The sequence below is a fragment of the Thalassospira lucentensis genome (assembly GCF_050516545.1).
In the GTDB taxonomy this organism is placed as follows: domain Bacteria; phylum Pseudomonadota; class Alphaproteobacteria; order Rhodospirillales; family Thalassospiraceae; genus Thalassospira; species Thalassospira lucentensis_C.
Genome location: NZ_CP191544.1, coordinates 1,012,620 through 1,038,371, shown reverse-complemented (window position 1 = coordinate 1,038,371; position 25,752 = coordinate 1,012,620). Strand labels below are relative to the sequence as shown.

Genomic DNA, 25,752 nt, shown 5'->3' with positions numbered 1-25,752 from the left:
GATCATTCCAAGTTTTGCTGCGATGCACCGCGACATTCAAATGAATCTCGGTCACCATGGCGACACGTTATCGTCTTTGGGAGAAGAACATGACCAATCTGCGCACGCCGTTGGTGATCCTTGTGGCGGCTTTGGCCATTGCCGGGGGCGGTTATTATTACTGGCAGCAAAGTCAAAACCCCCTTCCCGACTATATTGCATCGGGCAACGGGCGGCTTGAAGCCGAGGAAATTCATGTGGCGACCAAATATGCCGGGCGGGTTTCGCAGGTTGATGTCGAAGAAGGTGACTTTGTCAGCAAGGGGCAGGTTTTAGCCCGCATGGACACCGCCGAACTTGACGCAACACAGGCCAAAGCACGTGCTGATGTTGCCCAAGCCCGACAAAAGGTCGCCCAAGCCAATGCCGAAATCGTTCAGCGTGAAAGCCAGTTAAAATTCGCCCAAAGGCAGCTTGAACGCGCCAATACACTGGTGAAAAACAACAACATCTCGCGCGAGGCCGTTGATCAGCGACGGTCCGAGCGCGACATTGCCGAGGCCGCCTTAAGCGCATCACAGGCCGGATTAACTGCCGCCGAACGCGGGGTTGAAGCCGCCGATGCCGAGGTCGCGCGCCTGCAAGTTCAGATTGATGATTCCGCCCTTAGCGCGCCGCGGAGTGGCCGGGTGCAATATCGCCTTGCCGAACCGGGGGAAGTTTTGGCAAGTGGCGGTCGGGTGGTGACGCTGATTGACCTAACCGATGTTTATATGACGATCTTCCTGCCGACCGATGCCGCAGGGGCGACCTTTGTTGGCAATGAAGCGCGCATTGTTCTGGACGCGGCACCGGAATTTGTCATTCCGGCGAATGTATCGTTTGTATCGGCCGATGCGCAATTCACCCCGCGCGAAGTCGAGACAAAAAGCGAGCGCGAAAAGCTTATGTTCCGGACCAAAATCCGCATCGACCATAAGATTTTGACCCAGCATATCGAAAAGGTCAAAACCGGCCTTCCCGGTGTTGCCTATGTCATGCAGGGCAACGCGACGCAATGGCCTGAAAGCTTGACGGTGGCATTGCCGCCGGAGGATTCAAAATGAGCCATAAGCCCGATTTTGCCGTCCGGCTGAACGGGGTATCGCATCGTTATGGGCAGACCGTTGCCTTTGCCACGGTTGATTTGAATATCGAAGCCGGACGCAGCATGGCCTTTATTGGCCCCGACGGGGTCGGTAAATCGACCTTGCTTGGCCTGATTGCCGGTGCGCGGAAAATTCAGACAGGCACGGTTGAAACCCTTGGCGGTGATATGCAAAGCGATGCCCACCGCAACCGGGTTTCGCCGCGCATCGCCTATATGCCACAGGGGCTTGGCAAGAACCTGTATATGGATTTGACGATTGCCGAAAATCTGCATTTTTTTGGCCGTCTGTTTGGACAGCCCGCACGCGAACGCCGGGCGCGGATTGATCGGCTGGTTAAGGCAACCGGGCTTGCGCCGTTTGTTGATCGTCCGGCGGGTAAACTTTCGGGCGGGATGAAGCAAAAGCTTGGCCTGTGCTGTGCGCTTATTCATGACCCTGATCTTTTGATTTTGGATGAACCCACAACCGGGGTTGATCCATTATCACGGCGGCAATTTTGGCAATTAATCGATAATATCCGGGCAGAACGCCCCGGCATGACCGTGATTGTTGCCACCGCCTATATGGACGAGGCCGAAGGATTTGACCAACTTGTTATGGTCAATGCCGGTAAAATACTGGCATCGGGTACGCCTTCTGATGTGCGCCAAAATGCCGGGGCAAAATCACTTGAAGAAGCGTTCGTCAATTTGCTGCCCGAAGATATGAAACGCGGCCATCATGCGATTGATATCCCGCCGCTTGTCAAAGATGGTACTGAACCGGCGATTGTTGCCAAAAACCTGACGCAAAGATTTGGTGATTTTACCGCTGTCGATCATGTCAGCTTTGAAATCCATAAGGGCGAGATTTTCGGTTTTTTGGGATCAAATGGGTGTGGCAAGACAACAACCATGAAGATGCTCACCGGGCTTTTGCCCGCGACCGAGGGGCAGGCATGGCTGTTTGGCCAAGCTGCAGAAACCAGCGGCCTTTCGATGCGCAAGCGGGTTGGCTATATGTCACAGGCCTTTTCGCTTTATACCGAATTGACCGTGCGGCAAAACCTTGATCTGCATGCGCGCCTGTTTCACCTGCCCCGCCCGACAATCGCCGGACGGATAAGCGAACTACTTGATAAATTCGGGCTTGATCACGTTGCAGATCATTCAACCCGCGACCTACCACTTGGCGTACGGCAGCGCTTATCGCTTGCGGTTGCGATCATTCATCGGCCGGAAATGCTGATTTTGGATGAACCGACATCGGGTGTTGATCCGGTGGCACGGGACCGGTTTTGGGAATTGTTGATTGATCTGTCGCGCAATGACGGGGTGACGATTTTTATATCGACCCATTTCATGAATGAAGCGGCACGGTGCGATCGAATTTCACTTATGCATGCGGGCCGCGTCCTGGCAAGCGACACCCCCGATGCCCTTGTGATCCAACATGATGCAGAAACGCTTGAACAGGCGTTTATCACCTGTTTGGAACAGGCCCATACGGATGCCGATGCGGATGCGCAAAGCAGCGGCGATACAGATGCAGATAACAAAACCCAAAGCGGCCTTGTCACCGAAACCAACCATAGCGGACGCCACCGCGCGTTTAGCACCCGCCGTGCATATGCCTATTCACTGCGCGAAACCATGGAATTGATCCGTGATCCGGTGCGCTTGACCTTTGCCCTTTTGGGTACGGCGTTGCTGATGCTGGTATTTGGTTTTGGCATTACATTCGATGTCGAAGATTTGAAATATGCCAGCTTTGACCGCGATCAAACACCGCAAAGCCGCACCTTTTTAGAAGGTTTATCCGGGTCACGTTATTTCGAAGAACAGCCCGCAATCACCAGCATTGCCGATATGGAACGGCGACTGGAAAGCGGCGACATCACCCTTGCGCTTGAAATTCCGTCGGGGTTCGGGCGGGAACTTTTGCAAGAACGCAGCCCGGAAATTGCCGCCTGGGTTGATGCATCCATGCCATTTCGCGCCGAAACCATTCATGGGTATGTCCAAGGCATCGGACAATCCTATTTAGCCGATCTTGCCCGCCGCAATCTTGGATCGGTGCCAGCGACACTTCCGGTGAATATTGAAACGCGGTATCGCTATAATCAGGATTTCAAAAGCGTTTTTGCCATGGTCCCATCGGTGATGGCTTTGATGTTGATCTTTATCCCGGCTGTTTTGGTCGCCCTTGGGGTTGTGCGCGAAAAGGAATTGGGATCGATCACCAATTTGCATGTAACCCCGGTTAATCGGCTTGAATTCCTGTTGGGCAAGCAATTGCCTTATGTCGTGCTGGCGATGGTCAATTTTGTTTGTCTGGTCATCCTTGCCCTGACGGTATTTGGCATCCCGATCAAGGGCAATTTTGCCGCCTTAGCGTTTGGCGCGTTTTTATATGTCATCACGACAACCGGGTTTGGTTTGTTGATTTCATCGTTTGTTTCAACACAGATTGCCGCCCTGTTTGGCACGGCGATTGGCACCATGGTGCCATCTGTCCTGTTTTCGGGGATGATGCAACCCGTGGCATCCCTTGAAGGCGGGGCTGCGGTGATTGGGGCGGTTTTCCCGACGGGTCAATTCATCACCATTGCGGTTGGCGTGATTACCAAGGCACTCGGGTTTTCGGCCTTGATACCGGAATATCTGATTTTATCGCTGACCATTGTTGTCTTTACCGGAGCCAGTGTCATGTTTTTGAAAAAACAGGATCGCTGAGATGTTTGAACGGCTTGAAAATATCTATCGGCTTGGCGTCAAAGAACTGTTCAGCCTGCGGCATGATCCGGTGCTGATGGCTTTGATCATTTGGGCGTTTACCGCCTCAATCTATACTGCGGCAACCGGCATGAGCCACGATTTGAACAATGCGGCGATTGCGATTGTTGATGAAGATAATTCACAACTTTCGGCCCGGATTGGTGATGCGTTTGTGCCCCCCTATTTTCATAAACCGGTTCAGATTGATTTTAACGATATTGACCATACGATGGATACCGGGCTTTTCACCTTTGTCGTGGTGATCCCACCGCGGTTTGAGGCTGATGTGATTGCCGGCAACCAGCCCGATATTCAGGTTAACATTGATGCCACGGCAATGATGCAGGCCGGTATTGGTGCAACCTATATCAGCAGCATCATTTCCGAAGAGGTCGTCAAATACATCAATGACGACGTCCCGGTTAAAAGCGTTGATACGATCAATCTGCAAATCCGCTATGCCTTTAATCCCAATGTGACCAGTTCCTGGTTCACAAGTGTCATGGAAATCATCAACAACATCACCATGCTGTCGATTGTTTTGACCGGGGCGGCTTTGATCCGCGAACGCGAGCATGGCACGATCGAGCATCTTTTGGTGATGCCCCTCACCCCGATTGAAATCATGATGGCCAAGGTCTGGGCCAATGGCCTTGTGATCCTTGCATCGGTCGGCTTGTCGTTGGTGCTGGTGGTCGAAATGATGCTTGATGTGCCCCTTGCCGGGTCCAAGACCCTGTTTTTGTTTGGCACGGCCCTTTATCTGTTCTTTTCGACCGGGCTTGGCATTTTTCTGGCAACACTGGCGCGGTCCATGCCGCAATTTGGGCTTTTGTTCATGCTGGTGGCCTTGCCATTGATGTTGTTATCGGGCGGGGAAACACCGGTGGAAAGCCAACCCGAACTTTTGCAAAACATCATGCAGCTTTCGCCTTCGGTGCATTTCATATCCTATGCACAGGCGATTTTGTATCGCGGGGCGGGATTTGACATCGTCTGGCCGAAATTCGTGCTGGTGTTTGCCATTGCATCGGCATTCTTTGTTTTCGCCGCCGTACGGTTCCGCAAAAGCATTTCGGGAATGCGTTAAAACGCCGAAGCTGAACATAATCCAGACACACAAAACCCCGCGCGGTGAACCGGCGGGGCGGGAATGGTGGGCCTAACAAGACTCGAACTTGTGACCTCTCGCATGTCAAGCGAACGCTCTAACCAACTGAGCTATAGGCCCCTATGTGTGGGAAAGATGGTGGGCCTAACAAGACTCGAACTTGTGACCTCTCGCATGTCAAGCGAACGCTCTAACCAACTGAGCTATAGGCCCGCAAATCCATCTTTCAAAAGACCGCCTCTTCCGGGTAGAAGGATTGGTCCGTGCCGTTTGCGTCGGCGAGGCGGTATTTAGCCCAAGGCAGACAAAGGCGCAACCCCAGAAATGGTTTTTTGACAAAAAATCTTCATCAATTCTGCTTCAATTCCCATATGCTAGAAGAGCATGCGGCATCGAATTTGACGTGATATGCTTTTGAAAGATCGCGGGATAATCAAAGACACCGTCAACAGGGATGGACGTTACCAAGACAATGAACCAGTTGCCTTCGGAAATCGCCTCTAGCGGGCCTGCCACCGTTATCCTGCCAGCGCGGCAAACATTGCCCGTGGTGTTTGCATCCCCGCATTCAGGGCGGCAATACCCGCAAGACCTGATTGAAAGTGCGCGCATCGGATCGTTTGAGCTACGCGCATCCGAAGATGCCTTTGTTGATCAATTGTTTACCGCTGCACCGAAACTGGGCGCGCCGCTTTTATGTGCGACCTTCCCGCGCGCCTATGTTGATGTGAACCGGGCAGCGTTCGAGCTTGATCCGCGCATGTTTGTCGGCGACCTTCCCAGCAATGCCGAGGTGAATTCCATGCGCGCGCTTTCGGGGCTTGGCTCCATCCCGCGCGTGGTAAGTGGCGGGGTCGAGATTTATAAAACCCGCCTGCCCGTCGAAGAAGCGTTCGAGCGGATCGCGGCCTTTTACCGGCCCTATCACAGCGCCTTGCAGAAACTGATTGATAAAACACGGGCCGAATTTGGCTACTGCATTCTGATTGATTGCCATTCCATGCCCGGTGATTCGGTCGACAGCACGAAAAACCGCGTTGATCTGGTGCTTGGCGATTGCTATGGAAGTTCCTGCCACCCGTCATTGACGCGGTTTGTGGATGAACGTGTTCGCGATCTGGGTTTTCATCCGGCGCACAATGATCCATATGCCGGGGGGTATTGCACACGCCATTACGGTCGCCCGCAAGAACATGTGCACAGCCTTCAGATCGAACTTTCTCGATCCCTGTATATGGATGAAACCACGATCACGCCGCATCGCGGATTTGATGTCCTGCGCGATCAGATGACCAATCTGATTGCGTCCTTCCATGATCTCGACGGGAACCCGTTCTCATGACCACCGCGACCGATACCGATGCGAATCTTGCGCTTGTCAATCTTGTCATTCGCGATGCCGAACCCGAAGATTTCGAACGGGTCACAGAAATTTATGGCCACCATGTTTTGCATGGCCTGGCATCTTTTGAAGAACGTGCCCCTGAAATCGCCGAACTGACCACGCGCTGGCAACATGTGCGCGAACGCGGATTGCCCTATCTGGTGGCGGAAATTGACGGCCGGGTCGAAGGTTTCGCCTATGCCGGGGCCTATCGTACCCGCCCGGCTTATCGCTTTACCGTCGAAGACACGATCTATATCGCGCCCGATGTTGTCGGCAAAGGCGCTGGCCGTGCGCTGTTGTCCGAGCTGATCAAACGCTGTACCGCCCTTGGTTATCGCCAGATGGTTGCGGTGATCGGGGATTCGGCCAATGTGGCCTCGATCGGGCTTCATGCGCGCCTTGGTTTCCGGGTTGCCGGAACATTGCAGTCCGCAGGCTTTAAACTGGGCCGCTGGGTCGATAGCGTGATCATGCAGCGCGGACTTGGCGATGGCGATGGCAATTCCCCGGACGGCGATCCAACGCGCGAGAAATAGACCCGCGACAGATCAGACCAATCAAGATAAGGCGCTTTCGCAGTACATTCTGTGAAAGCGCCCTTTTTTTGGCGACTTGCAGTTATCACATGCCCTGATGATAGACTGCGCTTACAGAAATCATCAGAAATACGGATTTATGCAAGTTGATCAGCAACACCTACCCGGTGCCCCGCGTCAGTTTGGGTACGGCAAACCTTGGGCATTTCTTCTTATTATCGCCGCCGGCATTGCCTATTACGATCTCGTGCTCAATAGCTGGGACTGGCAGGATGATGTGAACTGCGCCGCCTTTTACACATGGTCACCACAAGATGCGACGGCGCAAGACAACGCGAGTACCCGCATTGCCCGTGCACTCGAAAGTGCATCAGAGAACCACCATCCCCCAAGCGAAGTGCCCCTTCGCCACCAAGTGCGCCAAATCATCGAAGAACTTAAAAGCCCGACCCTGTCGCGCCCTGATAGAAAAGACCGGCTTGCTGATTTGAAAGAGAGTTGTGATTGATCTGTTTTCGGCTTTCACCCCGCACCGCACAAATTGCTACATTCAACGAGGCCAATCAACCAATTGGTTGGTTTCCTGCACACCGAACAACCTAATTCCTTGAATTTGGGCAAAAAAAAGGCCGCCTGTAACAGCGGCCCAAGTCTAGGGAGGAAACGTCCAAGAAACGAGCGACTAGTCGCTCGCCGGAATGCACTGCGTCCTACCGCAGCGCACAAATGAACATTACCCATTTGATGACGGGGACGCAATAGCTTTTTGACTGTTTTTTTATCAAAAATATTAATGCGTGTTTTTTAATCATAATTTCATCGAAATGCCCCTGAAACGCCTTCAATTTTCTCAGATAGCGGTTATTTTTTGACCACCGAAGAAAAGGAAATGTTCGAAAGGACGGAGAGAATCGAACAGAATGCGGTCAGGAAAGCCGCATTTGTACCCTCCGATTCTGTCTTTTGGCCCCTCAGGACCATCAGAGTCGCGAGATTTGAGCAGCAATGCGCGTCCCACCAGCCCATTACCCCCAATGTCCGTCGTTCGTGCCGTCACCCAAGCCGTCAGCCGTTGCCGAACAAGCGACCGCCGGATCAGGCAAACACGACAGACCACCACACACAGCACAGCAACGCATCGCACATATACAGAGCGATGATTTGTCGCGCGGCAAAATATCAACAATTCGGGGGATCGGCTGAAACCGAACAGATCGGTGCTTAGAGGCAGCCCCTAATTCGCGGACTGATCTGCGGACTGGACCTTCGCACCGCAGGGTGTAGATGCCTTGCGTCGCTTTGCCGGGGCATGGCGGCCCGAGAGGCCATCGGCAATCATGTCATCATGATCCCGGCGTTTTTTGGCGTCATACATGCGACGGTCGGCAAGTTCGATCAGGTTCTGTGGCAAGGCAATGGCGTCTTCCAGACGTTCGGACAAGCCGACACTTGCCTTTTGCACCTGCCCGCTTTCAAGTTTGGCCAAGCCCGACGCCATGACACGTTCAAGAACTTCTTGCGCCCTATACATATCAAGTTCAGGCAGCAGGATCAGGAATTCTTCCCCACCCCAACGGACAACAAGGTCCGAGCGACGAAACCTGTTCATCAGACTGTCGCCGACTTCGCCCAATATGCGATCGCCATAATCATGACCATAGCGATCATTGATCTGCTTGAAATCATCAAGATCAATGAAGGCGACCGTAAAAGGTGCTTTTTTGCGCACGGCACTGTCAAAGGTCACCTTGATCATTTCCATGCCAAACGCGCGGGTATAGCACCCGGTGAGCGGATCAATTGCTACTTCATGCGCGGCTGTAATAGTCCGATAAAGCTGAACAAGGGCGGAAAATACCGCAAGCGGCACCAAAACAGCCAACAGCATTTCAAGCGGGATCATGCCGGTTGCCAAGCCGCCCTGCCCGCCAACAATCACAAGCGCAAGGATCGGCAGCGAGAGTATCCCGGCCTCGACCAATGTTACGGGCATGATCGCGATCATGACCACAATCCCCAACATCAGGAAGCTATGCGTGGAATGCATTTTCTCCGTCGCCAGCGGATCATTGCCGCCAAAGACACAGAGCAAACATGCCGCAACGATCAGCATCAACATCGGGAGATAGGGGAAATGACGGCGCCACCGCGCACTGACTGCCCGGTTGGTAATGACAACCACCGCGACTGCGGCGACCAGCGCACGCATCACGAAGGTCTGCGAGGACATCATATCAGCGGCGATTACACCATCCCAGAACGGGGTAATCGCCAGCAAGATCAGAACGAACAAAGCTGCAAAACGCGCGGAAAGCTGAATCGACTCCTTACGCCGAAGATGCATCAATTCCGCATGCCTTGGCGTGTAAAGGAAGTCTCGATAGCAACATCGCAAAGGTCCAGCGATGCGCTTACTATCTCTGAAAGGGCCAGATAGCACGCAGAACAGCTCCAACTTCAATCTTTTCAGGAGCCTATCAGCCCCGGGACTTGGGTATTATCGTTCCCTTATTTAACCAAAGATACAACTATCCATTAGAGGTGGGAACGCCAAAGGAACTGCCGCTTTGGGGCATTTTCACCCCGCCCTACCACACCAATCCATTGATAAATAAACACAAAATTAACAATTTGATAGATTTTGACCGGCGTTAAAAAAGTTAAACTTTTTTGCATTCCGGAAACCAGTTGAGGACTTCGTCCCGCCCCGTGGTTAAAAATGAAAACGCCGCGTCGAAAAATCAACGCGGCGTTCATGCATTTCAGGTCGACACACGGACGGCCTGTGAGATTTCAAAAGCCGGGGTCAGCCCCAAAGTTCACGATCGGGCAAGCCCATGACACCGTGTTCAAAGCTCAGCCCATGTTCACGGTCCTTGGCCATCCAGATCGGACCATCCAGATCGACAATGCGTGACATGGCACCGGTAATCATGGCCGGTGCCATCGCAAGCGACGTTCCCACCATGCAGCCGGTCATAATCTGCATACCGGCCTTGGAGGCTGCTTCTGCAAGCTCAAGCGCGCCTGTCAGACCACCGGTCTTATCCAGCTTGATATTGATCATGTCATACAGATTGGCCAGACGCGGAATGTCGGCAATCGTATGAACAGATTCGTCCGCACACAGCAAAACCGGGCAGTCGATATTGATCAAACCGTCATCCTGCCCGGCCGGCAGCGGCTGTTCGATCATTTCAACGCCAAGCGCGTCAAGTTCGGCCCCGATATCTTCAAGCAGATCAAGCGACCAGGCTTCGTTGGCATCAACAATGATGCGGGCCTTGGGCGAACCTTCGCGTACGGCACGAACCGATTCGAGAACGTTTTCGCCGTTCAGTTTGACCTTGAGCAACGGCGCATGGGCAATTTTGCGTGCAGCTTCACGCATTTTGTCCGGCGTATCGATGCTGAGCGTTTCGGCTGTGACCAAACCTTCTGGTGCCTTATGCCCGATCATTTCCCAAACACGACGGCCGGTGCGCTTGGCTTCCAGATCCCAATATGCACAGTCAACAGCGTTGCGAGCTGCCCCTGCTTTCATGGCATCCTGAAGTTCCTTGCGCGTCATGCCGTGATCAAGCGCGTCTGCCTGCGCATTGATGTCGGCAATCACACCATCGACGGTTTCACCGTACCGGGCATAGGGAACGCATTCCCCATAGCCGGTAAATTCGCCATCAGACAGCGTCACCTTGACCACATGTGCCTCGGTCCGTGCCCCGCGCGAGATTTTAAAAACCTGCGCTAAGGGGAAAACCTCGGAAATCACATTGAGTTTGGGCAACTTAAATCTCCTGCAGCTTGTCAACGATGGACACAACACCGGTACGAACCGGATCAACCGCCGGCAGACCGAATTCTGCTTCGATGTCGGCCAGAAGTTTGGTTGCTGCTGCGTCGTCAAGCGACTTGGTGTTGATCGCAAAGCCGACAACCACGCAATTCGGGTTGGTCAGTTTGGCGTGCTGCAAGTTAACGTCCATGCAGGTTTTCAGATCCGGCAATTTATACCCCGGAAGACCGCGCATATGTTCACGGGTCGGTTCGTGACAAATCACAAGCGCATCAGGCTGCGATCCGTGGATCAGGCCCATGGTCACACCCGAGAAGGATGCATGGAACAGGCTGCCCTGCCCTTCGATCACGTCCCAGTGGTCTGGATCATTTGCCGGTGCAATGGTTTCAACCGCACCCGAAATGAAGTCCGAAATCACCGCATCAACCGAGATACCTTGGCCGACGATGAAAATACCGGTCTGGCCGGTGGCGCGGAAGTCAGACTTCATGCCGCGTTTTTTCATTTCCGCATCAATCGCCAGGGTGGTGTACATTTTACCAACCGAGCAATCGGTACCAACAGCAAGAACACGCTTACCAGAACGCTTTTCACCATTCCCAACCGGAACCTTGCCATCGAAATGACGGACGTCAAACAGGCTGACACCCTTGGCGGAAGCAGCTTCGACCAGTTCGGGAATCGTAGAAAGGCGGGTATGCAGGCCGTTGGCGATATCCATTCCGGCATTAATTGCCGCGAGAAGGGTTTCCATCCATGCCGGGCCAATGATGCCGCCACGGTTGGCAACGCCAAGCACAAGCGTCTTGACACCTGCTGCCTTTGCCTCGGCAATCGACATTTCCTGCAAGCCAAGATCAGCCTTACAGCCCGGAAGGCTCAGCTGTCCAACGCACCATTCAGGGCGCCATTGCTTGATACCAAGTGCGGTTTTTGCAGCCAGCTCATCCGGCGCGTCACCAAGAAACATAAGATATGGATGTGCGATTTTCATAATACCTCCTTGACCAGCGTCCAGACGCTACCCTTATAATAATCTGGAGAGACTATAGCGCAATATGGTGGAAGCGTTCCAGAGATATGAATTGATATCTTCGACAATACCCACAATAATTCGTCTATAATTCGACAAATTGAAATAAAGACAAAATTAAATACAAAACTCTTCGAAGACCAACATCCTTTCTTGCGAAATTTGCCGGGAATGGCCCGAAAAACGCAAGAAAATGCAATTTTGAAGGACTGGCGTGAAAGCGCCCGACTACATATGAGCACCGATCTCAAGAAGTGGCTATCTGAGCGAAAAATCGAAGAAGTCGAATGCATTGTACCGGACATGTCAGGGGTCGCCCGTGGCAAGGTTCTGCCAACGCAGAAATTCCTACGTGGGCTGGAGGCCAAAAGCCTTGCCATCCCGGAGGCCATTTTCTGCCTGACTGTCACTGGCGGATACCCGGAAGAAACCGATGCATTCCTTGATCCTGCAGAGAAAGACGTCGTCATGGTTCCCGACCCGGAAACCATTCGCGTCGTGCCCTGGTATGAAGAGCCGACAGCACAGATCATCTGCGACTGTTTTCACTTCTCGGGCGAAGAGGTTTCGATCTCTCCGCGCGGTGTTCTTAAACGTGTTCTGAGGGCCTTTGAAGAACGCGGCATGAAGCCAATTATCGCACCGGAACTTGAATTTTATCTGGTGGCGAAAAACACCGATCCTGACAACCCGCTGGAGCCGCCAATCGGCCGTTCGGGACGCCCGGAACGCGCATCAAATGCGTTTGGAATCGATGCGATTAACGAATTCGATCCGTTGATTGAAGACCTGTATGACTATTGCGAAGCCATGGATATCGACGCCGATACCATGAGCCACGAATCCGGCCCGGCCCAGCTTGAAATGAACTTCAACCACGGGGCACCGCTTGAACTGGCCGATCAGGCATTTTTGTTCAAGCGCACATTGCGTGAAACCGCGCTCAAGCACGGCGTCTATGGCACGTTTATGGCCAAACCGATGGGCAACCATCCGGGAAGCTCGATGCATATTCACCAGAGTCTTCTCGACATCACAACCGGCAAGAACCTGTTTGCCGATGATGATGGTGAAAACTCGAAAATGTTCCTGAACTATATTGGCGGCCTGCAACGTTATCTTCCCGCCGCCATGCCGCTTTTGGCGCCGAACCTGAACAGCTATCGCCGTTTGCAGCCTTGGTCGGATGCCCCGATCAACATGCATTGGTCACTTGATAACCGGACCGTGGGCCTGCGCCAGCCAAACGGCCCACCCGCAGCACGCCGTATTGAAAACCGCCTGCCGGGGGCGGATGCCAACCCGTATCTGGCGGTTGCGGCATCGCTTGCCTGTGGATTGCTTGGCATTATCGAGGAAATCGACCCGACCGCCCCGATCGAAGGATCGGGCTATGACCGGGCGCATTCCCTACCGCGTCACATTCACGAAGCCTTGGCGAAATTCCATCGCTGCAAACCGCTTAAAGAACTGTTGGGCGACGAATTCTCAGCCGCTGTTGTTGCGGTTAAAGAGGCCGAATGGGATGCCTATCAAACCGTGATCAGCGCATGGGAACGCGAGCATCTCTTGCTCAACGTTTAAAATCAGTGATCGAATCTTGCGCCGGGAGATCGCGCCCGGCGCAAGATTATTGCATTGCTTATGCCTAAATTTTCACATGATGCGAAAAATGCACAATTTTCCATCTTGTGTTTGACAATATCCTGATCCATTCAAAGGATATTAGAAGTGCCCTTGGTCTTGGGGGAACCAAACAACAAGACCATCAAACTTTCAAACGCTGCCACATGGGAGGCTCAGCGAAATGAAATCTCTTCTTAAAACTTCAAGCATGATTGTGCTTGCAACAGCCGTCTCCGGCTTTGCCTTTGGCGCATCCGCACAGGAAGTTCTCAACGTCTATAACTGGTCTGATTATATCGGCGAAGAAACCGTTGCGAACTTTGAAAAAGAATATGGCGTAAAGGTCAATTATGACGTTTACGACAGCAACCAGTTGGTTGAAGCCAAGCTGCTGGCGGGTAATTCCGGCTATGACATCGTGGTTCCGACCCTTGCGGATGCAGAACGCCTGATCCGGGCCAAGCTGTTCCAGCCGATTGATAAATCAAAGCTGTCGAACTATGGCAACCTTGATCCGGTAATCCTGCAGCAGCAGGCAAAATACGACCCCGACAACACCTATGCTGTACCCTATTTCTGGGGCACCAATGGCTTTGGTTACAACGTTGCCAAAGTTCAGGAAGTTCTCGGCGATGATGCCCCTCTTGATAGCTGGGCAATGATTTTCGACCCGAAATATGCAGAGCCACTTTCGAAATGCGGCCTGTCGCTTCTGGATGATCCGGGCGAGATCGCGCCGTTGGTGAACTTCTATCTTGGCAATGTGCCGGAAGGCGAGCCGACCAGTGAATCCATCGAAAGCTCCTTTGCGCAGCTTGATAAAATTCGTCCTTATGTGACCTATTTCCATAGCTCGCAGTACATCAACGATCTGGCAAACGGGAATACCTGTATTTCTGTTGGTTGGTCGGGCGATGTCGGCATGGCGGCCCTGCGTGCAGAAGAAGCCGGCAATGGCAACGAGATCAAGTATGTCATTCCGAAGGAAGGCACGCTGATCTGGTTTGATGCGATGATGATCCCGGAAGATGCACCGAACCCGGATCTGGCGCACAAGTTCATCGACTATGTGCTGCGTGCCGATGTCGAGGCTGAAATCGCAAACTATGTTGCCTATGCAACCCCGAACCTTGCAGCAATGGAACTGGTTGACCCGTCCCTTCTGGAAGATCAGGGCATCTATCCGCCGCAGGAAGTAAAAGAACGTCTGCGTTCGAAAGTCGAACCAGGCGCACGTCTTCTGCGGACCCGTACCCGCATGTGGACCAAGCTTAAAACCGGTCAGTAAGGCAGATCTGCCAATTACGATCTAACCGACCGGACGAACAAGGGCGCGATATCAATCGCGCCCTTTTGCTTTGCAGCATCACATCGGCTCCCTGCCTCAACCACGGTAACGCGGACTCGTGATCACGCCATCAATTTTGCCCTTAATTCCCGAAGTCACACGTCGCAGCCATAATCGAATAATGCACATTTTCTGAACACCCGAAGGCCATTTCCTGCCGTTTATAGCGGCATAAATGGATCGTTGTTCAAAATATCGCACACCCCTCTTTACAGATTGAAGAATTGCTTCATCCTGTTATCAGAACGAACCGACATCTTGGCGCAGGCGCAACACTCAATGAGTGCGCAGCAGGTCATCAGGGACTGTCGCCCAATGAAATCGGTTCATCGTGACATTGATCAAGGGGAGAATGCTGGTGCCAGAGGCGGTTTTGGATCGTGCGCATGAAGACGTGCACAAGACGCAACCTTGGAACAATCCAGACGCGGTTCCCTATATCCGCTTTGAGAATGTGACCAAGAAGTTCGGTGACTTCTACGCCGTTGATGATGTCTCCCTTGATATTTATCGCCACGAACTTTTCGCGCTTTTGGGCGGTTCGGGCTGTGGGAAGACAACTTTGCTGCGCATGCTGGCCGGGTTTGAAGAACCAACATCAGGCAAAATTTACATCGATGGCGTCGATATGGCCGGTGTTCCGGCCTATGAGCGCCCGACCAATATGATGTTCCAGTCCTATGCCCTGTTCCCGCATATGAATGTGGAACAGAACGTTGCCTTTGGCCTGCATCAGGACGGTTTGCCAAAATCGGAAATCCGGACCCTTGTTTCGGACATGCTTGCCCTTGTACAGATGACCAAGTTTGCCAAACGCAAACCTCATCAGCTTTCAGGCGGGCAACGCCAGCGTGTGGCATTGGCCCGCTCGCTTGTGAAAAACCCCAAAGTGCTGTTGCTTGACGAACCACTGGGCGCGCTTGATAAGAAATTGCGCGAACAGACCCAGTTCGAACTGGTCAATATTCAGGAAAAAATCGGCACGACCTTTGTCATGGTCACCCATGATCAGGAAGAAGCCATGACCATGGCTTCACGCATTGCCGTGATGAATGAAGGGGTGATCAATCAGACCGGCACCCCGTTTGAACTTTATGAATATCCCAACAGCCGCTACACCGCGAACTTCCTTGGTCAGGTCAATCTGATCGAAGGCGTTCTGATTGATGACGATGAAAAATACGCGGTCATCAAATCGGATGAAGCCGGTTGCGAGATTTATATCGATCACGCCGTTCAGGGGCATGAAGGCATGACATTCTGGGCTGCCCTTCGCCCTGAACGTTTGCTTCTGACCAAAGAAGCCCCCGAAGATACCAAATATAACTGCGTATCGGGCAAGGTCGAGGAGATCGGCTATCTGGGTGGTATTTCGACCTATCACGTGCGCCTTAAAAGCGGCAAACGCATCAAGGTGACCGAACCGAATTCCACCCGACAAATCGAACCGCGTTATACGTGGGAAGACACTGTTTGGGTGTCGTGGGAGGCCGGGGCTGCTTCGGTTCTGAACAAATGAGCAGTGACAAACAAGAGCTCCCTGCTTTGAGCATAAAGCAAAGATTTGATCGCTGGATGATCAAACATGGCCGGGTATTGGTCATTGGCATCCCGTATCTCTGGCTTTTCCTGTTCTTCCTTGTGCCATTCCTGATCGTTCTCAAGATCAGTTTTTCCATGGCCGAATATGCCCAGCCGCCATACACTTCCTTGTTTGAATGGATCGACGAAGGCATCACGATCACTCTGAATTTCGGGAACTATCTGTTCCTGCTGTCTGACAGCCTTTATGCCACGGCCTATCTTAATTCCATCCGGATCGCCGCGATATCGACCATCATCACCCTTCTGATCGGCTATCCGATGGCCTATGGCATCGCCCGCGCCCACGGGTCCTTGCGCAGCATTCTTTTGATGATGGTGATCCTGCCGTTCTGGACCAGTTTCCTGATCCGCGTTTATGCATGGATCGGCATTCTGGATCGTGAAGGTCTGATCAATGCATTTTTGCTTTGGACCGGGATCATTTCCGAACCGCTGATCATGCGCCAGACCGAATTCGCGGTTTATGTCGGGATTGTTTATACCTATTTGCCCTTCATGATCCTGCCGCTTTATTCCACGCTTGAGAAAATGGATGGCAGTTTGATTGAGGCCGCCCTTGATCTTGGCTGCAAGCCTTGGCAGGCATTTGCGAAAGTCACCCTGCCCCTGTCGCTTCCGGGCATTTTGGCGGGATCGCTTCTTGTGTTTATTCCGGCTGTTGGTGAATTTGTCATTCCGGAACTTCTCGGCGGTCCGAACACCTTGATGATCGGGCGCACACTCTGGAACGAATTCTTTGCCAACCGTGACTGGCCGATTGCATCTGCGGTTGCCATCGCCATGCTGATGTTCCTGGTTATTCCGATCATGTGGTTCCAGCATATCCAGTCCAAGCAGGAGGAAGGACAATCATGAGCGGTAAAAGATCCACCTTCCTGATTTCGGCACTGGTGTTTGGCTTTGCCTTTCTTTATGTGCCGATCCTGCTTGTCATGATCTACTCGTTTAACGAGGGCAAGCTTGTCACCGTCTGGACGGGCTTTTCGACCAAATGGTATGTCTCGCTGTTTAGCAATGACGGCATGATTGACGCGGCCTGGAACAGCCTGCGGATTGGCGTGATGTCGGCAACCCTTGCCTTGGCACTTGGCACACCTGCCGGGCTTGTTATGTCGCGCTTTGGCCGGTTTAAGGGACGCACCCTGTTTTCAGGGATGATTGCCGCCCCGCTGGTGATGCCGGAAGTCATTACCGGGCTTTCGCTGTTGCTGTTGTTCGTGACCCTTGAACAATTGATCGGCTGGCCCGCAGGGCGTGGCGTAGCAACAATTACAATTGCGCATACGACATTCTGTGCGGCCTATGTTGCCGTTGTCATTCAATCAAGGCTGTCGGGCATGGATATTTCGGTTGAAGAAGCCGCAATGGATTTGGGCGCGAAACCGGCAAAGATTTTCTTTGTCATTACGCTTCCAATGATCCTGCCAGCCCTTCTCGCCGGATGGCTTTTATCCTTCACCCTGTCGCTTGATGATCTTGTGATTGCAAGCTTTGTCGCCGGTCCCGGATCAACCACGCTTCCGATGAAGGTGTTTTCATCCGTCCGTCTTGGGGTGTCGCCGGAAATCAACGCCCTTGCCACACTGATCATTGTGTCGGTGTCGGTCATGATCCTGATTTCCAGCCTGCTGATCCTGCGTTCTGAACGCAACCGCAGCCGGTCTTCGGCGAGTGCTGAAATTCAGCCCTGACCCCGCCGGTTACATAAACTGAACATAAAAAAGCAGCGCCGGAATATCTTCCGGCGCTGCTTTTCGTTTAGGCCATTTAAGATAACCGGTCAGTCGGCACAGCTGCCTTCAGCGGCGCGGCGCATCATTTCACGGCATTTCATGCCCGGTGCAAGCACACGCCAATAGGATACGACGGCTTCTTCTGCGGCTTCATCAAAATCAACAATCAGATTGGTCAGCGCGTTTTGTTCCATCAGCTTTTTGACCCGGTCGGGCAATTGCGACATTTGCCACAGACCGATCACCAGCGCATAGGATGACCGCATAAGCTTGCTGGCTTCATCGGGTGTGATTTCATAAAGCTCGGCCAAGGCATCGGCGGTTCGTTTGACCATCGAGGCCAGAAAACGACGTTGGCCAACGACCATTTCATCGTCAGAACCAGATTCAAGCACACCCTGCGCCAAGGACGCCAGATACAGGAATTTTTCGTTCTTTACGAGATACTGAACGAACTGGCGCGCGACACGGGTTGAATCCCGTTCTTCGGGTCGACGCAGTGCTTCTTCATCGATCACATCAAGATTGTTCTCAAACCAGCCTTTCTGGAAATGCCGCAGCACTTCAAGAAACAAAGCTTCCTTGCTTGAGAAATAAAGATAAAGCGTGCCCTTGGCCAAATTGGCCTTTCGCGCCACTTCCGCAGCAGACGGCAATGTGCCATCGCCTTCGAGATAAAGTTCGCGTGCTGCATCAAGAATATCGGCACGGCGCTTTAGTTTTTGCTCGTGGCTTCTCGCACGAACAAGATTTTCTTGTTCCATGTAGTACTTCCCCCAACATTTTCCCCTGAACATATTATTGCATGTTAATTCACTTCAAAGTCAAATCGCAGTCGGCCAATAAATAGACAAAATTTATGAAACACTGAAAAAACAGGTATTTCTCTTGTCAGAACGCACCTTCATTAGATGAATTGCGGTCACATAGCTTCAACCATACAATGTGATTCCGTACATATATCGCGAATCAGTACAGTTTTATAACCGAGTCGGATTCGGACTTTCTGACGTGTTTTATAAACCATCCGGTTTCAGCCCTGACAGACAGATGAAAAGCACCCCTGCGCTAAACCCGGATGAGTTGCACTAGCCTTCCAAAGCGTATTCTTTTTTTACTTAAACTGGCAGCTCTGTTGTCCGTTTGACTTCGCGCAGCGTAATGACCGTCTGCACACGTTCAACACCGGGAAGCTGGGTCAGGACTTCGCTGTGAATGCGTTCGTAATCGGCGGTATCGCTATAGACGACATGCACCAGATAGTCGCTTTGTCCGGCAAGAAGATAGCATTCGACAACTTCGGGAACCTTTTGAACTTCTTTCTCGAAGGTCTCTAAAGCTTCGCGGGTCTGGCGGTTAATGGCAATATTAACAAACGCATTGCCCGGCTTGCCAATCCGTACCGGATTTAGCAGCATGGTATAATGGTCAATAAAGCCCGCTTCTTCGAGCAAGCGGACACGACGCAGGCAAGCTGATGCTGACAGGTTGACCTTATCGGCCAGTTCCGCATTGCTGATACGGCCATCTTTCTGCAGCAAACGCAGTATCATCCGATCACGTTCGTCCATCTGCATTCGAATATTCCTCCGAGATCACGGTGTTTCTTTTAAATTATCTAGCAATGATAGCACTAAACACCTCTTGAATTGAAGGATAATTGCCCAATTTTTAGGGTATCATGCACACACAATAAAAAGACTGGCATAAAATGCCCGGGCATCCCGGCACAGACCGAGAGAGGGCCCGATTGCCACCATTTTCGTCGGGAGAAAACGAAATGCTGATAGGTGTTCCAAAGGAAATCAAAAACAACGAGTATCGTGTCGGACTGACTCCAAGCTCAGTCCGAGAACTTGTTACCCACGGCCACAAAGTTAAAATCGAAACCTTGGCCGGTGCTGGTATTGGCTGCACAGATGAAGATTACATCGCTGCAGGTGCCGAAATTACCCAGACTGCTTCTGACATTTTTGCCACGGCTGAAATGGTCATAAAGGTCAAGGAACCGCAACGCGTTGAATATGAACAACTGCGCGAAGGCCAGTTGCTGTTTACCTATTTGCACCTTGCTCCGGATCCAGATCAGACGGCAGGCTTGATCAAATCCGGCGTCACGGCAATTGCCTATGAAACTGTTACAGATCGCAATGGCGGATTACCGCTTTTGGCCCCGATGTCCGAAGTTGCCGGACGCATGGCCCCACAGGTTGGGGCCGCGGCCCTGCAAAAAGCCAATGGCGGACGCGGCATGTTGCTGGGCGGTGTTCCCGGCGTTGGTCCGGCCAAGGTCATTGTGATTGGCGGTGGTGTTGTTGGCACCAATGCCGCACGCATTGCAGCGGGCATGGGTGCCGACGTCACCATTCTTGATAAGAATGTCAAACGCCTGACTTCTCTTGATGATGTGTTTGGCCCGCGGATCAAAACCCAGTACGCTACAATTGATGACACCGAAGCACTGGTTTATGAGGCCGATATGGTTGTCGGTGCGGTTCTGATCCCCGGTGCGGCGGCGCCAAAACTGATCAAGAAAGATCAGCTTTCAAAAATGAAGCCCGGATCGGTCATTGTTGATGTCGCGATTGATCAGGGCGGGTGCTTTGAAACATCCAAAGCCACCACGCATGCCGACCCGACCTATATCATCGATGATGTTGTGCATTATTGTGTGGCCAATATGCCCGGTGCAGTTGCCCGTACATCAACCTTTGCGCTCAACAATGCCACCCTGCCCTTTGCCTTGGCCTTGGCCAACAAAGGTTGGAAACAGGCTTGCAAAGATGATGTGCATCTGGCCGCGGGCCTTAATGTTCATGCTGGACAAATCACCCACCAAGCCGTTGCCGATGCATTGGGGTACAGCCATGTACCGCTAAAGCGTGTACTGGTTTCGTAAAGTAAAATATTTAAAGGAATGCGGGATACCTTGTGCTTTGTGCCTTGTGCATTCCGCATTTTACATTTTCTGTCCCGCCCCCATTTCAGCGACAAATGAACGGGAACATTCGACAAATTCGCCAATGATCGGCGACATGCTGTCAATGGGCCAAGCAAGAGCAAGGGTTACAGCATCCCGCGGGAGTTCGGGCATCGGAATATAGGTAACTTCGGCATGAGGCATGTGGGTAACCCAACTTGGTGCAACTCCAACTCCGATTCCTGCGGCAACAAGCGCGACGATCCCCATCGTGTGACCGACTTCCTCGACAATATCGATCGATACACCGATATCACGAGCGTGCTGCATCACCACATTCTGATATCCAATCCCAAGGATCGGTGCATAGGCAACATAGGGCAACCCGGCAAAGTCACGTAGCGAGATAGTATCCCGACTTGCCAATGGATGATCAACCGACACCAACCCCACAAAATCCTCACTGAACAAATGTTCTATATTGAGATGCGCCTTAGTACGAGGGGGCCGGATAAAGGCGATATCTACACGGTCTTCGACCATGGCATCGATCAGTTCATCGGTTGTCAAAATCTTGATATCAATGCGTGTATCAGGACGTTTTTGATGAAACTTACGAAGAATTTGCGGAAGACATGTGAAAATGGCCGGTGATACACAGCCAATCGTCAACTTTCGACTGGCTTCTCCCATGACACGACGTGCTGCCTCAACCCCGTCGCCGACATTCCCCAAAGCAAGCAATGCCTTTTCACGGAATACCTCCCCCGCAAGTGTCAAGCGGACAGAACGCGTCGTACGTTCGAGAAGCTGCACGCCAACGCGCTCTTCAAGCTGTTTGATTTGCTGACTTAACGGTGCCTGGGCAATGCCCAAGCGTTCGGCAGCACGTCCAAAATGCATCTCGTCAGCAACACAAATGAAGTAACGAAGATGACGCAATTCAACTCGATGATTAATATTCATTAGATATAATTATCTCGAATTTATATATTTTACAAGATTATCTTCACCTGATTTTATACAGACAGGAGGCGGTTTCAGATTCACAATTCCAAATAAAAATCCGAATGGACTGAAAACCATCACAACGGAGAGACTGGTAATGAACTCAAACGAACCGGCGCCACCCAAGCGCCCTTTTGACTATACTCTTCCATTCAAATTTGCAGTTGCGGCCGCTTTGGCACTTATTGTCACCTTGACCTTGGCGCAAGTTGTTTTTCGCTACTTTTTTGACAGCCCCATTCTGTGGAGCGAAGAACTTAGCCGACTTATGGTTGTATGGATGACATTCATTGGCGCCGCAGTGGTTTGCTGGCAAGGACGCCACTTATCAGTTGATGTTTTGGTAACTCACCTACCCAAGAGCGTTCAAAAAGTACTCCGAGTATTCAATCAGCTCCTTGCTGTCGGCTTTCTAAGCGTCCTGACATGGAAAAGCTTTCGGGTTGTGAAGTTTGAGAACTTCCAGGAAATGAGCATTCTACCGCTGCCGGCTGGCACGGTACGTCTTGCCGCAACGGTGGGTGCCATTTTAATGATCATCGCCCTTTTTTCTCGGCTTTTCCTTTCGCGTCGGATCCATGAAAAACAGCCCGACAACAACGAACAATCGATGCTGTAAGGGCGCCCATCATGACTGTTTCAATTATCATTTTATTGCTGATCATCTTGTTGCTGACCGGCATGCCTTTGGCCTTTGCCATGGGGGTTGCAACCACGGTCTATCTTTACCTGACTGGCATTGATGCGGGGATGCTAGCCCAAAGGATGACAGCATCCGTCGATAGCTTTCTGATCCTTGCCATCCCGTTCTTCTATCTGGCTGGCGAACTGATGAATGCCTGCCGCCTTACGGACCGGATTATCAATATGTCGCGTACTCTTGTCGGGCATATCCACGGAGGACTGGCACAGGTCAACATTTTTGCCAGCATGATTTTCTCGGGCATGTCCGGGTCTGCAACCGCCGACACGACAGCACTGGGTTCGGTCCTAATCCCAGCAATGAAAAAGGAAGGTTATCCAGCACCATTTTCTGCAGCGGTGACCGTGGCATCTGCACTTGTTGGCCCAATGATCCCGCCCAGCGTCGCGTTGGTGATTTACGGTACACTTGCCAATGTATCCATCGGTCGCCTCCTAATTGCTGGTGTCATTCCGGGCATCGTGATCATTCTGTCGCAGATGGTTTTCACCTATTTTATTGCCCGCAAACGGGGCTACCCCCGTTATAAACGTGCCAACTTTGGTGAAATCACCAAATCAGTCAAAGAAGGGGCTCCTGCCCTCCTGTTTCCAGTAATCATTGTTGGTGGAATCCTGCTTGGCATCTTCTCGCCAACGGAAGCAGCCGCAGTTGCAGTGCTATATGGCCTTGTACTTGGCCTTTTATACCGTCACATGAACCTGCGTCAGCTCGGTACAGTTCTGGTCAATGTTGGCCTTGGAAGCTGTCGCATTCTGCTGATCGTTGCGGCCTCGGCAGCGTTTAGTTGGGTGATGGTCCGTGAAAACGTCCCACAGGGTATCGGCACTGCAATTTCAACGATTTCACATGAACCGTTGATCGTTCTTTCGATCATTTTGATCGTCCTAGTTCTGGTCGGCCTGTTCATGGTTGCCTCATCAGCAGAAATCGTCCTGACACCAATCCTTGTTCCCGTTGTCATGCAATTTGGAATTGATCCGGTTCATTTCGGCGTTCTGATGGTCTTTACCCTGATCATTGGCGGCGCAACACCTCCTGTCGGTATTCTGATGTTCATTGCACAAGACATCGCAAAAATCTCACATGCGCAAATGGTACGGGCAATGATCCCGTTTTACATCCCGCTGTTTGTTGCCGTGGTCCTGCTTGCAGCATTCCCGCAAATCACCTTGTTCTTACCGAACCTCGTGTTCGGTTCCTGATACCTTAAACATAATACCGGAGCCCCACATGACAGCCGAAAATTCTGCGCGCAAACATCTGCTCAAAGATATGACCTTTATCGAGTTCCGCGAACGTCTTGATGAAGACCCTGTCATCATCATTTCGCTTGGTTCACAAGAAGAACAGGGGTCTGTGGCACCGATGGGCGATTATATGCTAACCGATGTTCTTGCCGGACGCATTGCCGAAAAATCCGACGCAATAGCAGCACCGATCATGCCGTTCGGATATGCCGATTATTTTCGTTCGGTTCCCGGTGGTATGCAACTGCGCCCGGAAACCTTCTGTGCCGTTCTGACGGATATGATCGAAAATTTCACGGATCACGGCATCTGCAAAATCGTCATTCTCAATGGTCATAGCGGCAACTACCCTCTTATTGATCAAGTCATCCGCAAGATGAAACGAGAAAAGGGACTTTTGATCCCATGCCTTAATCTTTGGCGCCTTATTCCTTCGGACATGTGGCAGGAACTACATCCCGAGCTTGGCATGAAAGCATTTGGCCACGGTGGTGATCCACTGACGTCGGTTTATCAGCACCTGTTCCCGGAATTGATGCGCATGGACCTGATGTCATCCGAAACCGAAAAAGGCGAAATGCTTGGTCTTCCGACTGCCGGTCTCGCAGGCATCCGTTTTCAGGGAAGCGAAGTTGCCCTAGCCGTCGACGTAACAGATCGGTGCACCAATGGTGTTGCCAGCGGAGAACCGGCGCAGTCAAGCGCCGAAAAAGGGGAGAAAATCGTCAATTATCTTGTCGGCTATTGCGCTGACTTTATTGCCCATTTCTCAAAACAAAACCCAAAAATCGCAACCTAACCAATCAGGGAGTTTTAGCATGCGTAAGACACTCACAGCAGCCATATTTGCCTCGGGTCTATCACTTTTGGCACTTAGCCAAGCCAATGGGGCAACCGAAATTCGCTATGGCCTTTGGGCCAATCAAGGCGAAGCCCAATACGAAGGGGCCATGGAATTCAAGCGCGTCATGGAAGAAGAATCTGATGGCCGTTTCGAAGTGACCGTTTATGGCGGGGATCAGCTTGGCACCCCACGTGAACTGTTTACCCAAATGGCACTTGGCGTCACGCAGATGAATGCAAGTGGCGACCCCGGGATCAAAGAGATCGAATATCTTGCCATCCCCTATTTGATGAAGGGGATTAAAAACTATGGTGCGGTTCTCGATACTGACTTTGGTCAGGAATGGAACGAGAAGCTTGTAGATGAACGAGAAATTCGCCTACTTGGCTTTATGCCTCGCAACCCGCGCCAGATCAGTGCGGACATCGAAATCAACAGCATAGACGACCTCCAAGGCCTGAAACTGCGTTCTCCGGAACGCGATTATTATGTCAAATCCTTGAGCGCACTTGGGGCCAACCCAACCCCAATGGCCTTTGCAGAAGTTTACACAGGCCTGCAGGCTGGTGTGGTTGACGGGCAAGAAAACCCGATTGAAACCATTTATGCAGCTAAATTCTATGAAGTTCAGAAATCCATCGCACTGGTCGATTACATCAAAAAACCGGCTTACGTCATGGTCAGCAATACCTTCTGGGAAAGCCTGAGCCCGGAAGACCAAGCATTGTTGAAAAAGGCGAATGATGCCTCCAATGCCGTGATCGGAAAGATGCTTCCTGAACAAACTGACCGAATGATCGCAGAAATGAAGGCCGCAGGTATCACCTTTACCAAGCCCGACACCAAGCCATTCATTGAAGCAACCCAGTCAGTACGTGATGAGTTGGGCTCTAAAATGTGGGGAGAAGATACCTACAAGAAAATATCGGAGATCGGTCAAAAAGACTTTGACTAATCGAGCCT

Annotated in this window: 22 protein-coding genes and 2 tRNA genes; 16 read left to right on the top strand and 8 right to left on the bottom strand. The window is 51.8% G+C overall.

The genetic code is table 11. The features are described from left to right. Positions 1-89 precede the first annotated feature (89 nt). Genes ACQ0MK_RS04755 through ACQ0MK_RS04745 form a run of 3 tightly spaced genes read left to right on the top strand, consistent with a single transcriptional unit; the run spans position 90 to position 4,976 of the window. Positions 90-1,085 (top strand): HlyD family secretion protein, encoded by a 996-nt coding sequence (locus ACQ0MK_RS04755; RefSeq protein ID WP_430475039.1) that lies wholly within the window; start codon positions 90-92, stop codon positions 1,083-1,085. Next, positions 1,082-3,844: a ribosome-associated ATPase/putative transporter RbbA gene (gene rbbA, locus ACQ0MK_RS04750; protein ID WP_430475038.1), complete on the top strand. Its 2,763-nt coding sequence runs from the start codon at positions 1,082-1,084 to the stop codon at positions 3,842-3,844. The genes ACQ0MK_RS04755 and rbbA overlap by 4 nt, the downstream gene beginning before the upstream one ends. Before the next feature lies 1 nt (position 3,845). Further along, positions 3,846-4,976, top strand: coding sequence for an ABC transporter permease (locus ACQ0MK_RS04745; RefSeq protein ID WP_430475037.1), 1,131 nt, complete (start codon positions 3,846-3,848; stop codon positions 4,974-4,976). Between the two features lie 64 nt (positions 4,977-5,040). On the opposite strand, the gene ACQ0MK_RS04740 is transcribed toward ACQ0MK_RS04745, so the two are convergent. Together ACQ0MK_RS04740 and ACQ0MK_RS04735 are read right to left on the bottom strand one after the other, a co-directional pair. Continuing rightward, positions 5,041-5,117 (bottom strand) — tRNA-Val (locus ACQ0MK_RS04740). Positions 5,118-5,133: 16 nt separating this feature from the next. Further along, a tRNA-Val gene (locus tag ACQ0MK_RS04735) sits at positions 5,134-5,210 on the bottom strand. 259 nt (positions 5,211-5,469) lie between these two features. Between ACQ0MK_RS04735 and ACQ0MK_RS04730 the strand changes: the two genes are divergently transcribed. The 3 genes from ACQ0MK_RS04730 to ACQ0MK_RS04720 all read left to right on the top strand — a co-directional run bounded on the left by ACQ0MK_RS04730 (position 5,470) and on the right by ACQ0MK_RS04720 (position 7,428). Beyond that, entirely contained in the window at positions 5,470-6,339 is an 870-nt protein-coding gene (locus tag ACQ0MK_RS04730; RefSeq protein ID WP_430475036.1) for an N-formylglutamate amidohydrolase, read from the top strand. After that, positions 6,336-6,920, top strand: coding sequence for a GNAT family N-acetyltransferase (locus tag ACQ0MK_RS04725; RefSeq protein WP_350043457.1), 585 nt, complete (start codon positions 6,336-6,338; stop codon positions 6,918-6,920). The genes ACQ0MK_RS04730 and ACQ0MK_RS04725 overlap by 4 nt, the downstream gene beginning before the upstream one ends. Positions 6,921-7,059: 139 nt before the next feature. Continuing rightward, positions 7,060-7,428 carry a hypothetical protein gene (locus tag ACQ0MK_RS04720; RefSeq protein ID WP_430475035.1) on the top strand — a complete coding sequence of 123 codons (369 nt, stop codon included), beginning with the start codon at positions 7,060-7,062 and terminating at the stop codon, positions 7,426-7,428. A gap of 726 nt (positions 7,429-8,154) precedes the next feature. On the opposite strand, the gene ACQ0MK_RS04715 is transcribed toward ACQ0MK_RS04720, so the two are convergent. From ACQ0MK_RS04715 to dgcN, 3 genes are all read right to left on the bottom strand, one after another. Beyond that, complete coding sequence (locus tag ACQ0MK_RS04715) at positions 8,155-9,264, bottom strand: diguanylate cyclase (protein WP_430475034.1); 1,110 nt, start codon at positions 9,262-9,264, stop codon at positions 8,155-8,157. Positions 9,265-9,726: 462 nt separating this feature from the next. Continuing rightward, positions 9,727-10,707, bottom strand: a complete 981-nt coding sequence (gene dgcA, locus ACQ0MK_RS04710) for an N-acetyl-D-Glu racemase DgcA (RefSeq protein ID WP_430475033.1) — start codon at positions 10,705-10,707, stop codon at positions 9,727-9,729. Position 10,708: 1 nt separating this feature from the next. Beyond that, positions 10,709-11,713 carry an N-acetyltransferase DgcN gene (gene dgcN / locus ACQ0MK_RS04705; RefSeq protein ID WP_350043452.1) on the bottom strand — a complete coding sequence of 335 codons (1,005 nt, stop codon included), beginning with the start codon at positions 11,711-11,713 and terminating at the stop codon, positions 10,709-10,711. A 273-nt stretch (positions 11,714-11,986) separates the two neighbouring features. On the opposite strand from dgcN, the gene ACQ0MK_RS04700 reads away from it, so the two are divergent. From ACQ0MK_RS04700 to ACQ0MK_RS04680, 5 genes are all read left to right on the top strand, one after another. Further along, positions 11,987-13,336 (top strand): glutamine synthetase family protein, encoded by a 1,350-nt coding sequence (locus ACQ0MK_RS04700; RefSeq protein ID WP_350043451.1) that lies wholly within the window; start codon positions 11,987-11,989, stop codon positions 13,334-13,336. Positions 13,337-13,559: 223 nt separating this feature from the next. Continuing rightward, positions 13,560-14,666: a polyamine ABC transporter substrate-binding protein gene (locus ACQ0MK_RS04695; protein WP_430475032.1), complete on the top strand. Its 1,107-nt coding sequence runs from the start codon at positions 13,560-13,562 to the stop codon at positions 14,664-14,666. A gap of 412 nt (positions 14,667-15,078) precedes the next feature. Then, entirely contained in the window at positions 15,079-16,245 is a 1,167-nt protein-coding gene (locus ACQ0MK_RS04690) for an ABC transporter ATP-binding protein (protein WP_350047215.1), read from the top strand. Next, the gene (locus ACQ0MK_RS04685; protein ID WP_350043792.1) at positions 16,242-17,186 is read left to right on the top strand and encodes an ABC transporter permease subunit; all 945 of its coding nucleotides are present in this window, start codon (positions 16,242-16,244) and stop codon (positions 17,184-17,186) included. Before ACQ0MK_RS04690 ends, ACQ0MK_RS04685 begins: the two co-directional genes overlap by 4 nt. Next, complete coding sequence (locus ACQ0MK_RS04680) at positions 17,183-18,022, top strand: ABC transporter permease subunit (RefSeq protein WP_350043793.1); 840 nt, start codon at positions 17,183-17,185, stop codon at positions 18,020-18,022. Before ACQ0MK_RS04685 ends, ACQ0MK_RS04680 begins: the two co-directional genes overlap by 4 nt. Before the next feature lie 89 nt (positions 18,023-18,111). On the opposite strand, the gene ACQ0MK_RS04675 is transcribed toward ACQ0MK_RS04680, so the two are convergent. Both ACQ0MK_RS04675 and ACQ0MK_RS04670 read right to left on the bottom strand, forming a co-directional pair. After that, positions 18,112-18,828 (bottom strand): TetR family transcriptional regulator, encoded by a 717-nt coding sequence (locus tag ACQ0MK_RS04675; RefSeq protein WP_350043794.1) that lies wholly within the window; start codon positions 18,826-18,828, stop codon positions 18,112-18,114. Positions 18,829-19,182: 354 nt separating this feature from the next. After that, positions 19,183-19,641 carry an Lrp/AsnC family transcriptional regulator gene (locus ACQ0MK_RS04670; RefSeq protein WP_350043795.1) on the bottom strand — a complete coding sequence of 153 codons (459 nt, stop codon included), beginning with the start codon at positions 19,639-19,641 and terminating at the stop codon, positions 19,183-19,185. 203 nt (positions 19,642-19,844) lie between these two features. Here ACQ0MK_RS04670 and ald point away from each other — a divergent pair, with 203 nt between their 5' ends. Further along, the gene (ald, locus tag ACQ0MK_RS04665) at positions 19,845-20,963 is read left to right on the top strand and encodes an alanine dehydrogenase (protein WP_430475031.1); all 1,119 of its coding nucleotides are present in this window, start codon (positions 19,845-19,847) and stop codon (positions 20,961-20,963) included. 60 nt (positions 20,964-21,023) lie between these two features. On the opposite strand, the gene ACQ0MK_RS04660 is transcribed toward ald, so the two are convergent. Next, positions 21,024-21,950 carry a LysR family transcriptional regulator gene (locus ACQ0MK_RS04660; RefSeq protein WP_430475030.1) on the bottom strand — a complete coding sequence of 309 codons (927 nt, stop codon included), beginning with the start codon at positions 21,948-21,950 and terminating at the stop codon, positions 21,024-21,026. Between the two features lie 139 nt (positions 21,951-22,089). On the opposite strand from ACQ0MK_RS04660, the gene ACQ0MK_RS04655 reads away from it, so the two are divergent. The 4 genes from ACQ0MK_RS04655 to ACQ0MK_RS04640 are packed head-to-tail and all read left to right on the top strand — an operon-like array spanning position 22,090 to position 25,744. Further along, complete coding sequence (locus ACQ0MK_RS04655) at positions 22,090-22,611, top strand: TRAP transporter small permease (RefSeq protein WP_430475029.1); 522 nt, start codon at positions 22,090-22,092, stop codon at positions 22,609-22,611. An 11-nt stretch (positions 22,612-22,622) separates the two neighbouring features. Continuing rightward, a complete protein-coding gene (locus ACQ0MK_RS04650) occupies positions 22,623-23,900 on the top strand; it encodes a TRAP transporter large permease (RefSeq protein WP_430475028.1) in 1,278 nt (425 codons plus the stop codon). A gap of 28 nt (positions 23,901-23,928) precedes the next feature. Continuing rightward, positions 23,929-24,744: a creatininase family protein gene (locus tag ACQ0MK_RS04645; RefSeq protein WP_430475027.1), complete on the top strand. Its 816-nt coding sequence runs from the start codon at positions 23,929-23,931 to the stop codon at positions 24,742-24,744. A gap of 19 nt (positions 24,745-24,763) precedes the next feature. Beyond that, on the top strand, positions 24,764-25,744 hold the full coding sequence (locus ACQ0MK_RS04640; RefSeq protein ID WP_430475026.1) for a TRAP transporter substrate-binding protein: 981 nt from the start codon (positions 24,764-24,766) through the stop codon (positions 25,742-25,744). Positions 25,745-25,752 lie beyond the last annotated feature (8 nt).